At 44.4% G+C, this 16,092-nt stretch carries 13 protein-coding genes, 2 rRNA genes and 1 other annotated feature; all 15 genes read right to left on the bottom strand.

Annotation, left to right across the window (positions count from 1 at the left end):
• Complete coding sequence (locus E4U82_RS10125; RefSeq protein WP_135110080.1) at positions 1-399, bottom strand: Mini-ribonuclease 3; 399 nt, start codon at positions 397-399, stop codon at positions 1-3.
• The gene (gene cysS / locus E4U82_RS10130; RefSeq protein WP_135110081.1) at positions 389-1,801 is read right to left on the bottom strand and encodes a cysteine--tRNA ligase; all 1,413 of its coding nucleotides are present in this window, start codon (positions 1,799-1,801) and stop codon (positions 389-391) included. Before cysS ends, E4U82_RS10125 begins: the two co-directional genes overlap by 11 nt.
• Positions 1,782-2,450 carry a serine O-acetyltransferase EpsC gene (epsC, locus tag E4U82_RS10135; RefSeq protein ID WP_209300558.1) on the bottom strand — a complete coding sequence of 223 codons (669 nt, stop codon included), beginning with the start codon at positions 2,448-2,450 and terminating at the stop codon, positions 1,782-1,784. The genes cysS and epsC overlap by 20 nt, the downstream gene beginning before the upstream one ends.
• Positions 2,451-3,019: 569 nt before the next feature.
• Positions 3,020-3,238: a binding site (T-box leader), on the bottom strand.
• 124 nt (positions 3,239-3,362) lie between these two features.
• Entirely contained in the window at positions 3,363-4,832 is a 1,470-nt protein-coding gene (gltX, locus tag E4U82_RS10140; RefSeq protein ID WP_135110082.1) for a glutamate--tRNA ligase, read from the bottom strand.
• Between the two features lie 270 nt (positions 4,833-5,102).
• Positions 5,103-6,200 carry a PIN/TRAM domain-containing protein gene (locus tag E4U82_RS10145; protein WP_135110093.1) on the bottom strand — a complete coding sequence of 366 codons (1,098 nt, stop codon included), beginning with the start codon at positions 6,198-6,200 and terminating at the stop codon, positions 5,103-5,105.
• A gap of 198 nt (positions 6,201-6,398) precedes the next feature.
• Complete coding sequence (gene radA, locus E4U82_RS10150; RefSeq protein WP_135110083.1) at positions 6,399-7,772, bottom strand: DNA repair protein RadA; 1,374 nt, start codon at positions 7,770-7,772, stop codon at positions 6,399-6,401.
• A 209-nt stretch (positions 7,773-7,981) separates the two neighbouring features.
• A complete protein-coding gene (locus E4U82_RS10155) occupies positions 7,982-10,414 on the bottom strand; it encodes an ATP-dependent Clp protease ATP-binding subunit (RefSeq protein WP_135110084.1) in 2,433 nt (810 codons plus the stop codon).
• Positions 10,415-10,430: 16 nt separating this feature from the next.
• Entirely contained in the window at positions 10,431-11,495 is a 1,065-nt protein-coding gene (gene mcsB, locus E4U82_RS10160) for a protein-arginine kinase McsB (RefSeq protein WP_135110085.1), read from the bottom strand.
• The gene (gene mcsA, locus E4U82_RS10165; RefSeq protein ID WP_135110086.1) at positions 11,492-12,019 is read right to left on the bottom strand and encodes a protein-arginine kinase activator protein McsA; all 528 of its coding nucleotides are present in this window, start codon (positions 12,017-12,019) and stop codon (positions 11,492-11,494) included. Before mcsA ends, mcsB begins: the two co-directional genes overlap by 4 nt.
• 16 nt (positions 12,020-12,035) lie before the next feature.
• A complete protein-coding gene (locus E4U82_RS10170) occupies positions 12,036-12,503 on the bottom strand; it encodes a CtsR family transcriptional regulator (protein WP_135110087.1) in 468 nt (155 codons plus the stop codon).
• Between the two features lie 289 nt (positions 12,504-12,792).
• Positions 12,793-13,488 (bottom strand): MgtC/SapB family protein, encoded by a 696-nt coding sequence (locus E4U82_RS10175; RefSeq protein WP_135110088.1) that lies wholly within the window; start codon positions 13,486-13,488, stop codon positions 12,793-12,795.
• A 1,076-nt stretch (positions 13,489-14,564) separates the two neighbouring features.
• Positions 14,565-14,846 (bottom strand): hypothetical protein, encoded by a 282-nt coding sequence (locus E4U82_RS10180; protein WP_245183553.1) that lies wholly within the window; start codon positions 14,844-14,846, stop codon positions 14,565-14,567.
• Between the two features lie 85 nt (positions 14,847-14,931).
• The gene (locus E4U82_RS10185; protein ID WP_167751378.1) at positions 14,932-15,339 is read right to left on the bottom strand and encodes a transposase zinc-binding domain-containing protein; all 408 of its coding nucleotides are present in this window, start codon (positions 15,337-15,339) and stop codon (positions 14,932-14,934) included.
• Between the two features lie 242 nt (positions 15,340-15,581).
• Positions 15,582-15,697, bottom strand: a 5S ribosomal RNA gene (gene rrf, locus E4U82_RS10190).
• Between the two features lie 141 nt (positions 15,698-15,838).
• A 23S ribosomal RNA gene (locus E4U82_RS10195) occupies positions 15,839-16,092 on the bottom strand; the annotation flags it as partial.

Raw genomic sequence — 16,092 nt, forward strand, 5'->3', positions numbered from 1 at the left:
TCAGTCCTTCCTCCCTTCGACGAATGCCACAGCCGCCTTCAGCAGTTCGGTTAATCGTTCTTTGTCTTCCAGCAGATAATAATAACCAATCAACGCCTCAAACGCTGTACTATAACGGTACGTCTGTACACTTGTATTTTTGGGAACCGTTCCGGATTTAGCATTCCTGCCCCGGTTCACGACACGTTGTTCTTCACCGGAAAGATAATCGGCCTTCAGCCAATGCAGGATAATTGCTGCTTGAGCTTTGGCAGAAACGAATGTGACAGCTTCTTTGTGCAGCTTATTCGGCTTTACTTTCCCGGTTTTTAAGAGGTGTTCTCTGACATGGACTTCATATACAGCATCGCCCATATAAGCAAGCGCGAGACTTTTCATTTGCCTGGCATCAGGATTCATGGTCGCCTCGTTTCCACCGGGTGCCCTGTGGTGTATCCTCTAAGATAATATTTTTCTCCTTCAAGCTGTCACGAATGGCATCCGCCCGGTTGAAATCGCGGTTTTTTCTAGCCTGAACCCGCTCCTGGAGCAAGGCCTCGATGTCTTCGTCCAGTAGCTCTGTTTCTTTTTCCAGTCGGATTCCAAGAACGTCCAGGATTGATTCCATAGCTTCCTGGAATGCTTTGATAACGTTTGTGGATGTCTGTTTTTCTTCGAGGTAACGGTTCGCCTCTTTTGTCAGGTCAAATAAAACAGAAATGGCGTTGGCTGTATTAAAGTCGTCATCCATCGCCTCTTCAAACTGATGGTTCAGCCGGCTGATTGTTTCCAGCCACGCATCCGTCGTATCGGTCAGGTTCATGCTTGTGCGGCTGCGGTGCTCCAAATTTGTATGCGCATTTTTAATGCGGTCAAGACTGTTTTTCGCCCCTTGAAGCAGTTCTTCTGTGAAATTAATCGGGTTCCGGTAATGGACACTCAGCATGAAAAAGCGGATAACTTGTGGGTCATGATTGGCAACAATATCTTTGGTTAACACAAAGTTACCGAGTGATTTGGACATTTTTTCATTATCAATATTAATATACCCATTATGCATCCAATAATTAGCAAACGGCTCTTCATTCATGGCCTCGGATTGGGCAATTTCATTTTCATGGTGGGGAAATGTTAAATCCTGCCCCCCTGCATGGATATCAATGGTCTCCCCGAGATACTTTTTAGCCATAGCGGAGCATTCGATATGCCAGCCCGGGCGCCCCTGCCCCCATGGTGAATCCCATGCAATTTCGTCGGCTTTTGCCTTTTTCCATAAAGCAAAATCGAGCGGATCTTCTTTTTTCTCACCAACTTGTATACGGGCACCGCTTCGCAATTCGTCAATCGATTGATGTGACAGCTTGCCATAATCGTCAAACGAGCGGGGTTTGAAATAAACATCCCCGTCGATTTCATAGGCATATCCTTTATCAATCAAACTGGAAATAAATGTGATAATGTCATCCATCGTTTCTGTCACACGCGGGTTATGGGTTGCTTTTTTAACGCCAAGTGTCTCTACATCGGTTAAATAGGCATTAATAAACCGGTTCGCAACATCTGGCACCTTCTCTCCCAGTTCGTTGGCTGCTTTGATGATCTTGTCATCCACATCCGTAAAATTCAACACATAGTCCACTTGATACCTTTTATATTCGAGATAGCGTCTAACCGTATCAAAGACGATTGCCGGTCGGGCATTGCCGATATGAATATAGTTATAGACGGTCGGCCCGCAGACATACATCCGTACTTTGTCATGCTCAAGTGGTTTAAATGCTTCTTTTTCCTGTGTCAATGTGTTATAAATCGTGATTGCCATTCTGCTTCACTTCCTTTAATTTTGCAATCTCTTCTTTTAAGGCGTCAATTTCCTCCTGCAGGTGTTCGCAGCGATCAGCAACAGGATCAGGGAGTTTTTGGTGGTCCAGATTCTTTTTTACTTTCTCCCCGTTCCGGACCACAATACGACCAGGCACACCGACAACGGTCGAATAATCAGGGACATCTTTCAATACAATTGACCCGGCGCCAACTTTCGAACTGTAGCCAATCGTTATATTTCCAAGCACTCTGGCGCCGGTTGTAACCATGGCGTTATCTTTGACCGTGGGGTGCCGCTTCCCTTTTTCCTTCCCTGTTCCGCCTAGTGTCACACCCTGAAACAAGGTCACATTATCACCGATTTCACTTGTCTCGCCAACGACAACTCCCATACCATGATCAATAAAAAGCCTGCGGCCGATGGTTGCACCGGGATGAATTTCAATACCGGTAAAGAAACGGCTGAGTTGTGAAATAGCACGTGCTATAAAAAACAAGCGGCGTTTAAAGAAAAAGTGAGCGATCCGGTGTGACCAAATGGCATGCAACCCGGAATACGTCAGGAACACTTCGATATACGAACGCGCCGCCGGATCCTGTTCAAAAACGACATCCATATCTTCCTTCATCCGCCTAAAAATAGCCATTGCAATGTTCCCCCCTCCGTTTGATATATAGGTAAATCTGATAGCACTCCGCCACTTTTATACAGTACCCTTTTTAGAAAGAGCTGTTTTTGACGAAAAATCCATAACCTGCGACGTAAGTTTAGGTTAAAGTTTTGTGCACCTCCCACCGCTGCAGAAATACACTTGGTGCTCGTCACTTTCCGTGGGCGGCTGATGAGCTCGGGCCAACACGATGTTGGTCAGAAAGGCGTTGGCGATTGTCGTGGCGGTCTTAGCCTTTCTTCCCTAAGTACTCTGCGGGGTCTCATCCAGCCCTCTGCTCGAGGCTGCTGAAAAACATATTTTGGAATTTTACTTTCCCACTTTACTTACTAAGCGGTTTTCCGCGAGGAGGCTGAGGCCGTGCCCTAAGGTGCGCACCCGCCCGGAGTGATCCCGGACGGTGGGCTAAAAGGTAATACTTATAGAAAACATACCAGCACTTACATCGCAGTTTATCTCGACTACGTAAAAAGCAACGAAATTTGCGAAAAGAGCTTTAGAAAACAATCTTTCAAAGAAAAATAAGCGTCCCGGTGTAATTGATACACAGAGACGCTTATGCGCGGTTCCACTCTGCTTAGAGATGTTATGTCACCTCTCAGCTTGAACTCTGTTAACGGTAGAGAACCGCCGTTATATACTAGTTTTCCATAACGGGCTCCAGGGTGCATTTCAAAAACGGTGCTTCGAATCACTTTCAGCCGGTGATGATTCTCTCTGGATAAGCAGGCGCGTTTTTTACTTCTCCCTGTCAATGCTCACTATTGACAGCTCAAAAGCTCCGGTAAAAGAGACACATCAAACTATGTCTTCTCACCTTCGCTTTGAACATACGATTAACGTTTCGTTGTGTTATACTATATTACATCTATCCGCAAATGTGAATCATTAAGCTCCAAGCTGTTTCAGTAATTTGTCCAGACGGGCCAGAACAGTATCCCTGCCCAACAATTCAATGGCCAATGGAAGCTCTGGTCCGTGCGTCTGCCCAGTCGTTGCAACACGGATAGGCATGAACAGTTTTTTTCCGCGATGACCTGTGTCTTTCTGGGTAGCCTTGATTTGTTGCTTGATCACATCTTTCTCAAAGTCATCCGCATGAATCAGTTTATCCGCAAAAACCTGTAACACCTCGGGAACCTGTTCTTGCTGCAGCACGTCCATAGCTCCCTCATCATAATGGATCGATTCATTGAAAAACAACTCTGTCAGTTCAACAATCTCAGCCCCATAGCGCAATTGCTCCTGGTACAGCGCAATAATTTTTTCGGCCCATTCCCTTGTTGCCGCATCCATATTTTCCGGCAGTTTACCTGCTTCAATCAAATGCGGTATTGCCAGCTTTATGATCCTGTCCGTATCGGCAGCTTTAATGTACTCATTATTCATCCACTTCAGTTTGTTCCGGTCAAAAATCGCTGCTGACGTTGACAGACGTTCAGGGTCAAACATCTCAATTAACTGATCCTTCGTAAAAATCTCTTCCTCGCCGACCGGTGACCAGCCGAGCAATGTAATAAAGTTAAACAATGCTTCAGGTAAATAACCCAGATTACGGTACTGCTCAATGAATTGCAGAATATGCTCGTCCCGCTTGCTTAACTTTTTACGCTCTTCGTTGAGAATCAGGGTCATGTGACCGAATTTTGGCGGCTCCCAGCCAAACGCTTCATAGACCATCATTTGCTTTGGTGTATTTGAAATATGTTCCTCACCGCGCAAGACATCCGTAATATCCATCAGATGATCATCAATTGCCACAGCGAAGTTATAGGTCGGTGCACCGTTTTTCTTAACAATCACCCAATCACCAAAGTCACTGGATTCAAATGTAATATTGCCCCGTACAATATCATCGAACGTGTAAGACGTGTTCTCAGGAACGCGCAAACGGATGCTCGGCTTGCGTCCTTCTTGTTCGAACGCTTCAATTTGCTCTTTTGTCAGACCCCGATGAGCGCCGGAATATTTAGGAACCTGTCCCTTTGCACGCTGTTCTTCGCGTTCCTGTTCCAATTCTTCCTCCGTCATATAGCACTTATAGGCCAATCCTTTTGACAGCAGTTCATCAACATACTTCTGATAGATGCCCAGCCGCTCCATCTGCCGGTATGGGCCGTAGTTGCCTCCGACATCAGCACCTTCATCCCATTCAATGCCGAGCCATTTCAAATACATCATCTGGCTTTCTTCTCCGCCAGCCACATTTCGCTTGTCATCAGTATCTTCAATCCGGATAATCATTTTCCCATCAAAATGTTTTGCATATAAATAATTAAATAGAGCTGTACGTGCGTTTCCAATATGCAACTGCCCAGTCGGACTCGGCGCATAACGTACACGAACTTGATTTGTCATGATGGTGCTCCTTTCTTTCATACGTATAAAAAGTGATAACTTATGACGTTATCACTTTTTGTATCCTTCCTAAGACATTGTTCAAAAAGTGCGGTAAAAATGACACGTCGAACTCTTTGTTGGCTTGTTTTTCGCTGCTCAAACTGTACCGTCTCAAACTTCCGACGCGATTGACGTGTTGATACAGACCTTGGTGAGGGTCACCCACGAACTTAGCCTGCCAGCCCTTAGGCCCTCCTTTTTGAACACACACTCTAAGTTATACCGTTTTTATTGTGCTTTTTCAAGTAATTTTGGTTTTGCAAAAATCATCCTGCCTGCTGACGTCTGCAGGACACTCGTGATTAGAACCTCAATCTTCCTGCCGATGTAATCGTGGCCTTCTTCCACAACGATCATCGTGCCGTCATCCAAATAAGCGATCCCCTGATTGTGTTCCTTGCCGTCTTTAATGACATGTACCGACAATTCCTCACCAGGCAGGACAACCGGTTTAACAGCGTTTGCCAGATCGTTAATGTTCAAAACAGGCACACCTTGAAGGTCACAAACTTTGTTCAAGTTAAAGTCATTTGTGACAACAATGCCATCAATGACTTTTGCCAGCTTAATTAATTTGCTGTCGACCTCTGGAATATCCTCAAAGTCGCCTTCGTAAATTTCAACTTCCACCGGTAACTCCTTTTGGATACGATTCAGAACATCAAGCCCGCGGCGCCCGCGATTACGTTTTAGCACGTCAGATGAATCCGCAATATGCTGCAGTTCCCCCAGTACAAATTGAGGAATAACAATGGTTCCCTCCAGGAAATTCGTCTGGCAAATATCAGCGATACGACCATCAATGATCACACTTGTATCCAATATCTTGGATTTCGGACGAATTTTCCTTGGAGTTTCCCCCTCCACAGCGCGCTTTTTATCCCGCTCTTTGCGATTAAAATTCAGCAGGCTCATCAATTCATCCCGGCGTCTGAAACCTGTCTGAAAGCCAAAATACCCCAATAAGATGGTAATAAATAGCGGCAGAACCTGTGAGACGATATAAATATTAATATCTGTTAAGGGGATGTTCACCAAATAGGCGATTACTAAACCGCCAATCAAACCAAAACTTCCAAACAGCAAATCACTTACCGGGACCTTGATTAGTGCCTCTTCAATCCATCTCAAAAACCCGACGATATGATCCGCGACAAAATAAGAAAAGACAAATAATATAATTGCACCTATGGCCATGCCTAAATAAGGGGATGCAGCCCATGTCGCGTCAGTAAAGTCCAGCAATCTGACAATATCCGGGATGTATAAAAACCCAATGGTACCTCCACTAATGATAAAAAATAAATGGACAATCTTTTTTAGCACCACTCTTCACCTCCTACGCTTATTATTACCTATTTTTTATAGAATAACCGTCATTTCCCCGGATTTCATGTACTGTATCAACTAAAGCCTACCACAACTGTAAATGTTAGTCAATTTCGAAAACAATATATTTTATCACAAATTATGTGATTAGTCAATTTAATTATTTCAAATCTGTATATGGTAAACTTTGGCATATTAACGTGCCAATCCTTCATCCAGCGCTTCCTGTACAGTATCAACCCCCGTGACTTGAATCGATTCAGGAGGGGACCAGCCTTCCAGGTTTTTCTTTGGGCAGATGACTCGTTTAAAGCCTAGCTTGGCCGCTTCCTGCACACGTTGTTCAATCCGGGCAACCCTTCTGATCTCCCCGGTCAGCCCAACTTCACCAACCACGATATCTTCCGGCCTTGTCGGCTGGTTCCGAAAACTTGAAGCAATACTAACAGCCACAGCCAAATCAATGGCCGGCTCATCAAGTTTAACCCCACCAGCCACTTTAATGTAGGCATCCTGATTTTGCAGCATAAGCCCGACGCGTTTTTCCAGAACGGCCATCAGAAGCGGCACGCGATTGGTATCAATACCGGTCGCCATGCGTCTGGGGTTCCCAAAACTGGTCGGTGATATAAGTGCCTGTATCTCGACCAGGACAGGACGGGTCCCTTCCATTGAGGCGACCACCGTGGAACCGGCCGCCCCCTGTGATCGTTCTTCCAAAAAGATTTCGGACGGGTTCAAGACTTCTCTTAAACCTTCCTCTTTCATTTCAAAAATACCCATTTCGTGCGTGCTTCCAAAACGATTCTTAACGCCGCGCAGAATCCGGTAAGTATGATGACGCTCCCCTTCAAAATAAAGCACAGCATCCACCATATGCTCCAGCATTCGCGGTCCAGCGATGGCCCCTTCTTTTGTCACATGCCCGACAATAAAGATCGGGATACCGTGCGATTTGGCAACACGCATCAGCTCGCTGGTGCTTTCTCTTACCTGAGACACGCTACCTGGGGCACTTGTCACTTCTTCACGGTAAATCGTCTGGATCGAGTCAATCACAACAAGTGCAGGTTTTATATTTTCGATTTGATTAACGATATCCAACAGATTTGTCTCCGCCAGCACATACAATAAATCCGAGCTGACACCAAGCCGGTCCGCTCTTAATTTGGTCTGGCGGGTTGATTCTTCACCAGAAATATACAAAACAGGCAACTGCTTATCGGCCAACTGAGATGATATTTGTAACAGCAGCGTCGACTTCCCAATGCCGGGATCGCCTCCGATCAATGCCAGTGATCCAGGAACGATACCGCCACCGAGCACCCGGTTAAATTCCTTCATTCCGGTCGTAATCCGGGGCTCTTTTTTGGTCTCAATCGATGTTATGCTCTCGGGCTGATCGGCATATCTGCCTTCCCTGCTCATTGTATGCCTGCCGCCAGCAGGAGATGCTTCGATTTCTTCAACCAGTGTATTCCAATTGTTGCATCCTGGACATTTCCCCATCCATTTAGCAGATTCATAGCCGCATTCCTGACAAACATACTTCGTTTTCCGCTTAGCCAATACAACCCGTCCCCTTTGCTATAGTCTCTATTATATACGATTGACATCACATGAACGTTACAGCTTTCTATCATTTCCATAAAAATCATGCCATATTTATTCCACATAACGATTATAACATCTCTTCCACAGCTCCGCCGCAATACAAAAAGCTGAAAGGATGCTCCCTTCCAGCTTTTGGACTTCATTTCGGTGCTAAAATACCCGTTTTAAGGTAAAATCATAAATTCTCCTTTATTATTTAAACCGACTTTCACCTTTTCACCTTTTTGGAAACTTTCCTTCAGTAGTTCCTCGGAAAGCAAGTCCTCAATGTTTTTCTGGATTGACCGGCGCAATGGACGTGCACCATATTCCGGATCAAACCCTTCATTGGCAATCTTTTCAACGGCTTTATCGGTCAGAGAAAATGCAACATCCTGTTCCTTGAGACGGCTTTGAAGCTGTTGGATCATGAGATTGACGATATATTTCATATGTTTCCGTTCTAACGAATGGAATACAATGGTTTCATCAATCCGGTTTAAAAATTCAGGGCGGAATGCTTTTTTCAATTCATCTGTCACTTTCGACTTCATGTTCTGATAATCCTGTTCCTGATCATCATCAAGTGTGAACCCTACGTATTTATTTCGCCTCAGCTCATCTGCACCGACGTTTGAGGTCATAATCAGGACGGTGTTGCGGAAATCAACGACGCGCCCTTTGGCATCAGTTAGCCGGCCGTCCTCAAGCACCTGCAGCAGAATATTAAATACTTCCGGATGCGCCTTTTCCACTTCATCCAACAAGACAACCGAATAAGGCTTGGTTCGGACTTTCTCGGTAAGCTGTCCGCCTTCATCATAACCGACATACCCCGGAGGTGAGCCAACCAAACGAGAGGTGGCGTGTTTTTCCATATACTCCGACATATCAATCCGGATCATGGCCTCTTCATCAGCAAACATAGATTCTGCGAGGGCTCTGGCCAGTTCTGTTTTTCCAACACCGGTAGGGCCGAGGAAAATGAACGATCCAATTGGACGCTTGGGATCCTTCAACCCGGCACGAGCACGGCGGATGGCTTTGGCTACTGATTCAACTGCTTCTTCCTGGCCGACTACCCGGTTATGCAGGGTGTCTTCCAGATTCAAGAGCCGCTCACTTTCGTCTTTTGTCATTCTGGCAACCGGCACACCTGTCCATATGGAAACGACCTTCGCAATGTCTTCTATCGTCACTTCAGAATCTTTCTGACCCTGTTTTTCTTTCCAATCATTTTTCGTTTCTTCCAACTCTTCACGCAGGCGCTGCTCCGAATCACGTAATGAAGCAGCTTTTTCGAACTCCTGACTTTGCACGGCGGAATCCTTTTCTTTGCGGACATCCTCAAGTTTCTGCTCCAGTTTTTTTAAATTTGGCGGAACCGTGTAGGAACTTAAGCGAACTTTTGAACCTGCTTCATCAATCAAGTCGATGGCTTTATCAGGCAGGAAACGCTCTGTGATATACCGGTCTGATAAATTGGCTGCCGCATCAATGGCTTCATCCGTAATGGTCACACGATGATGAGCCTCATAACGGTCACGCAGCCCCTTTAAAATCTGGACGGTTTCATCTAATGTTGGTTCATCAACCTGGATTGGCTGGAACCGGCGCTCAAGTGCGGCATCTTTTTCAATATATTTCCGGTATTCATCAAGCGTCGTGGCACCAATACATTGCAATTCTCCTCTTGACAATGCCGGTTTCAGAATATTGGAGGCATCGATTGCCCCTTCTGCACCGCCTGCACCTATCAGTGTGTGCAGCTCATCAATAAATAGAATAATATTGGACGCCTGACGTATTTCTTCCATCACTTTTTTGAGACGGTCTTCAAATTCGCCGCGATATTTGGTTCCGGCCACGACCGTCCCCATATCCAATGTCATAACCCGTTTGTCGCGTAATATCTCCGGAATCTCGTTGTTGACAATCTGCTGGGCAAGGCCTTCCGCAACGGCAGTTTTACCGACACCAGGCTCACCGATCAGTACCGGATTGTTTTTCGTGCGCCGGCTTAATACCTGGATAACCCGTTCAATTTCTGAATTACGCCCGATAACTGGATCGACATTTCCTTCCTTAGCACTTTCAGTTAAATCCCGGGCCAGTGAATCAAGTGTTGGCGTGTTGGCATTCGATGATTGTGCACCGCGGTTATGGCGCCCTGCCTGTGATTCGTTGCTTCCCAAAAGCTGCAGCACTTGCTGGCGTGCTTTATTCAGGCTGACACCAAGGTTATTAAGAACCCGTGCCGCAACACCTTCCCCTTCTCGAATCAGACCCAGCAGGATATGTTCTGTACCGACATACGAATGCCCTAGTTTACGCGCTTCATCCTGTGATAATTCAACAACCTTTTTGGCTCGTGGTGTATAGTGGATCGTTTGCATCGGTTGTTTGCCGGTGCCAATTAACTTTTCCACTTCTTCCTGAATCTTGGCTACTTCTAACCCAAGTGATTCAAGTGCTTTCGCTGCTATGCCTTGCCCTTCACGGACAAGTCCCAGTAAGATATGCTCTGTACCAATATTGTTATGCCCAAGTCTTACTGCTTCCTCTTGAGACAGCGCCAATACTTTTTGCGCTCGCTCTGTAAAACGTCCAAACATCATATCATTATCCTCCTACCTAGTTCTCTAATTGCATCCGCTCGCGAATAAGTGACGCCCGTAATACATCCCGTTCATGAGGTGTTAATGTTTTTTTTGCATACTGCTGCAAAAAACCAGGTTGTGTGAGCACCATCAGTTCATTCAATATATTCCGTGACACATTTTCAATCATTCCTAAATCAATTCCCAGTCGGACATCTGACAAACATTTTGCCGCTTCTTTTGATTCAATAATTCGGCCACACGTCATGATGCCGTAAGAACGGTAAATACGGTCTTCCAATCTTGTCTGTGATTGTGACATAATATGGTTCCTTGCAGTCCGTTCATGTTCAATAAGCTCACGGACAACACTTTGCAAGTCTTCCACGATGTCCTCTTCCGATTTACCAAGTGTTATTTGATTAGATATCTGAAAAAGATTACCTGTCGCCTGGCTGCCTTCTCCGTAAACTCCCCGAACGACCAGACCAAGCTGATTAATGGCCGGTATCATCCGGCTGATCCGTTGGGTCAAGGCAAGAGCAGGCAAATGCATCATAACTGAGGCACGCATACCAGTCCCAACATTCGTTGGGCATCCGGTTAAATAGCCACGTTTTTCATCAAATGCATAATCGATTTTCCCTTCCAGCCAATCATCCAGTTCAAACACTTTGTTCAGGGACTTATTCAGCTGAAATCCTGGATAATAAAGCTGTACGCGCAAGTGATCTTCTTCGTTTACCATAATGGAAACCTGTTCATTTTTAGATATAAGTACTGCTGAAGCGTGGTCTTGTTCCGCCAAATGCGGGCTTATCAAATGCTTCTCAACTAAAACACGTCTTTCTATAGGTGTCAAATCCTTTACAGGTACAAACGCAAAATCATGATAATCCTGAAACGATTGGTGCTCATATTCCTGACGGATGAATTCACTGATGTGCTGTAGATCGGCTTCATTGGCCAGAATCGGGAATGAATATTGGGCAAAATTTCGCGCCAGCCGAATCCTACTGCTTAACACAATATCATTGTCAGGTCCATTTTCGCGCATCCATGGACTTATAGCTTCCTTCATAAAGTGTTGCAATGTCACGTGTCTTCACCCCGCGTTTCTTCTTCCAACTCTTTAATTTTATCCCTGACAGTAGCGGCTTCTTCAAAAGCTTCATTCTTAATCAAACGCTGTAACTCTTCTTTGTATGCATCAACTTGCTTTTTGACACGCATATCCCCAAAGGCGCGCGCCGGGATCTTCCCGTAATGTTTTGTATTGCCGCTGTGTACACGGCGAAAGATCGGGTCAAGATTGTCCGCAAACGTCTCGTAGCAGGCCGGACAGCCAAATTTTCCAGCCCTCCTGAATTCTGAAAGCGTCATTTCACACTTTGGACATTGCAATTCTTTCTTCTGCTGACCTAAAGTGCCTTTTGGACTTTCAAACGCTGAATCAAACAGTCCGGATAATAAATGGTGTAATGAAAAGCCTTCTTCCGGATAACTCATATAGCCTTCTTCTTTTGCGCAGACCTCACACACGTACACCTCGGTTTTTTCACCGTTGATAACCTGGGTAAAATGAAGTGTGGCCGGCCGTTGGTGACACTCCTGGCATTCCACGATAGTCCCCCCTTGATTACTTATTTAAATACTTTAGTGTTGTCAGCATCGCTGTTAAAATCCGCGCACGTATTTCATCACGCAATGGCAGTTGGAATGCAAGTGTCTCCCTGTTAATAGCACTTAACATAATTCTTGCCTCGCGTTTCGTCACCAGCTCTTCCTCAAGCAGCCGCTCAAGCACATCCAATGCGGCCTGCTGTGATATACTCGGGTTAATTATGTGGATAATATCATCGATTAATTCAGCTCTATCCTGATGCTGAATGCGTATAATTCGGATGTACCCACCGCCGCCCCGTTTGCTTTCTACTATATATCCTTTTTCCACAGTAAAACGTGTTTTAATCACATAATTGATTTGTGATGGCACACATTGAAATTCCTCAGCTAATTCGCTGCGTTTAATATCAATTCTGTCTTTACCGGCAGACTCCAAAATTCGTTTCAAATGCTCTTCAATGATATCAGAAATATTGCGCATATCCCCTCATCCTCTTCTTCAATGATGTCCCTCTATTGTTGCATTATAATGATTTTAATTTTGACTTTGACTAACTTTGACTATACATCTATTATACGTGATACACACAAAGATGCAAGGTGTATCTTACCATTAGCTTAGACAAATTAAGAGGAGATAAAACATCTCCTCTTAATCGGATGAAGGGTTATAGCAGGATATGATACAAGCGTAATTTAATAGTACAGTCCTGATTTGCAACGAGTAGGGGCTGCCCCAATTATTAGTTTAGGCATAGCGCTTGTGTTGCCTATTTTCGTTCCGATATATTTTTAACGAACTCAATTTTTGAAATAGCCTCAAACAGGGCTAACCGGTCTAATGCTTTATACGGCTCAATTTTTACGACAATATTTCGCAACTCATCATCAATCCGCGCAATTTCCACTTGTTTAATCTTCAGCGAATAGGATTCAAAAACTGATACAACGTGATTAATCTGTAATCCGGGAAGCGCTGTGATTTCAATCAGATCAGTTTTCTCTTTCCTAAACAATTTTTCAAAGTTATTTAAAAAGATAAGACTTAACAGGATAATAAGCGTCGTAAACACTGCAGCAGCATACATACCGGCACCGACCACAAGACCCAGCCCTGCAACCGTCCAAATGGAAGCAGCTGTCGTCAGCCCACGGATAGTCATGCCATTAACAATAATGGTACCAGCACCCAAAAAACCGATGCCACTGATCACATAAGAAGGAATCCGGGTCGGGTCAAAACGGATATTGTCATATGCATCAATAAGTGCCTCAAAACCATACAAAGACAGCAGCATCATCAAACATGCGCCAACGCCCACCAGTATATGTGTCCTGAATCCCGCAGAATGGTTTTTTAATTCCCGTTCAAATCCAATTAACCCGGATAAAATTAATGCAATTAAAATACGTATCATAATCATATTAAAATGCTCACCAACAAATTCACCAAAATAGTCAATCATTTATTTGACCTCCCTTCTATTTTGTATCTGATTTCCTTTTATCTTAAAAGAATGGCGTTAAGAAAAGCGCGGGGCGCCCGTTTAGCAACGTACAAACTGGAGCACTTCGCAATGAGATAAAGGAAACATGCCCCTGCATCAGGGGTATGCCGACGTTGGCCGGCAAGGCCGTTCTTAGTCGGCCTTCCTTTATCAAGCGAACCGATGTTGACTTATCGTAGTGGAGGAGTGTGAAGTTTGGGGCTGCGCTAAAGCTCTCCCCACCAAAGATCTGCTATTGCTGGGCGCTGGCCGGCTAAGTTCGGCACGTCCTGTGCCAACGCCGGCACTAGTACGTCCTGTACGTCGAAGCTGGACATGGCTATTGCTGACAAAGAGCTTGATATAGCCGAAAAATTTATACTTTCTTATCTTTTTAGAAAAACGTATATTCACTCGGTCTTTAATGAATGAGTCGTTTTTTATAAACTCATCCATAACTTATATTTTCTGACGTTATAAATAAAATGAAGCTCCAATCAGTGGCTGTTGTTCTTATTCCCCACAGAATGCAAATGACAATCGCCGCCACTATGAACGATGCCCGCTTGGTCCGAGCGGAGTGGACAGTCTCCAGCGTATTGATCGTGTCAGTACCCATAATGTGACAGGACATCGCGTTACCATCGGCCTGGCCGTTTGCCCCCCACATGTCCTCTTTGGTTTTATCTCGTCGTCTTGAAATGGGAGTCTTCCTTCCATGAAAAACCACTTTCATCTCGATTTGGATTACTGTTTCATGGGCTCTGTCAGTTATATGCAGGATAAAATGGAAGTTTCAAAAAGTAATAAAAATTTATCTGTTGCTGATCCTCGAAGATATTGTCATGCGACAAAGGTGATTAACATATTGGGTGCTTATCATATGTTTTAGAGTGAAGAAAGCGCATGGGATTTATAGATATAAAAACATTACCACATTGTTCATTTTATTAAAAGTTGTTTATAATTAAAACCAGGCTGACAGAATAATATCCGCACTTGTATTGTAGAATAAGAAAATCGCTAACGCGACTAAATCACGTCCCAAGTGAGGATTAATCACTTGGGATGTTTCTCGCTCTAATCATAGTGCCATTGCAGTGAGGACAATGAAGTTCCACTTCTTCCCCTCTCTTTTTATCCAAACTAAATTCACCGATGATATACTCCGGTACTTCATCGGTTCCATGACAGTCTAAACATTTGAATAAGACGATTTCCATATCTTCATCTAATCCAAAAGGGTCCTCAAAACCTTTTGGATATCTTTTATACAAATCATTGATGAGTTTGGTAACGGCCTGATTTGAAGGGAACCACTTTTTCAGTAAATCCAACACAACCTTCTGCCATGATTTTCTTAGGTAATCATACGGAATATACCCATTGTTGACCCATTCATTATGGTTATCCAGCGCACCTTCAGTCACTAATGCGTGGATGCGGGTTGAACTTTAAATCCCGGCCAAATGTGTGAATGACGGTAATAATACCTGAACGGAACCCTCTCTTGTTGCCTTTTCGATAGTTATGAAATTGGAAAACTTCAGCAACTTGTTTACTTAGCTCATTAAGTTTCTTTCGGTCATAATAAAAAATTTTTCTTAAGTCTTCTGGAATGGTAAAGACCATGTGACAATGCGTAACATCAAAAATCATTTCCTGTTGCTTGTCCGACCAATCATCTGTATACTTCTTTCCACAACGGTGACAAAGCCTGCTTTTACAGGTGAAATAAACAAATCTCGGGGAAGGTTCTCCTTCACACCCCAGACATTCATAACGTGCGAAACCTAAATCACCAGTCCCGCAACGCACCGTTTTCTCCACCGTTTCTTTTATATGGCTACGATAGGCTCAGGAAAACGATCAGAATGAAAATCCCAAAAACCAGCAAAATGATCTTTTAGAATTTGTTTAATAACACCTGAACCTTTCCCCAACTTTATCCTCTCCCATATTTTGTTGGTGCCATTTTACCATAATAGTTATCCACAGGGGCCAAATTTTATAGTTTCCTAAGCAAAAACAAAGAGGCTGATCCAAATTCTTGGATCAGCCTCTTTTATTATGCCTGGCGGCGTCCTACTCTTGCAGGGGTAAAACCCCAACTACCATCGGCGCTGGAGAGCTTAACTGCTGTGTTCGGCATGGGAACAGGTGTGTCCTCTCCGCTATTGCTACCAGACCTATATTGTTCTGCGCTATCTACAGAACGTATTATTTTTATAGACAAGCATTATTATAGGCATTTTTGATGAAAAATGCAAGGGATTTTTATCATTTGTACCCTAAAAACTAAATAAGAGAGCCATTCAACGGCCAAACGTTAGTTAAGTCCTCGATCGATTAGTATCCGTCAGCTTCACGTGTCACCACGCTTCCACCTCGGACCTATCCACCTCATCGTCTCTGAGGGATCTTACTCACTTTACATGATGGGAAGTTTCATCTTGAGGGGGGCTTCATGCTTAGATGCTTTCAGCACTTATCCTGACCACACGTAGCTACCCAGCCGTGCTCCTGGCGGAACAACTGGTACACCAGCGGTGTGTCCATCCCGGTCCTCTCGTACTAAGGACA

It is taken from the genome of Lentibacillus salicampi, assembly GCF_004565465.1.
In the GTDB taxonomy this organism is placed as follows: Bacteria; Bacillota; Bacilli; order Bacillales; family Amphibacillaceae; genus Lentibacillus; species Lentibacillus salicampi.

Excerpts from the sequence above, each read along its gene's own strand:
- E4U82_RS10175 (WP_135110088.1), bottom strand. The coding sequence starts at position 13,488 with ATGATTGACTATTTTGGTGAATTTGTTGGTGAGCATTTTAATATGATT.
- epsC (WP_209300558.1), bottom strand. The coding sequence starts at position 2,450 with ATGGCTATTTTTAGGCGGATGAAGGAAGATATGGATGTCGTTTTTGAA.
- E4U82_RS10170 (WP_135110087.1), bottom strand. The coding sequence starts at position 12,503 with ATGCGCAATATTTCTGATATCATTGAAGAGCATTTGAAACGAATTTTG.
- cysS (WP_135110081.1), bottom strand. The coding sequence starts at position 1,801 with ATGGCAATCACGATTTATAACACATTGACACAGGAAAAAGAAGCATTT.
- gltX (WP_135110082.1), bottom strand. The coding sequence starts at position 4,832 with ATGACAAATCAAGTTCGTGTACGTTATGCGCCGAGTCCGACTGGGCAG.
- E4U82_RS10125 (WP_135110080.1), bottom strand. The coding sequence starts at position 399 with ATGAATCCTGATGCCAGGCAAATGAAAAGTCTCGCGCTTGCTTATATG.
- E4U82_RS10155 (WP_135110084.1), bottom strand. The coding sequence starts at position 10,414 with ATGATGTTTGGACGTTTTACAGAGCGAGCGCAAAAAGTATTGGCGCTG.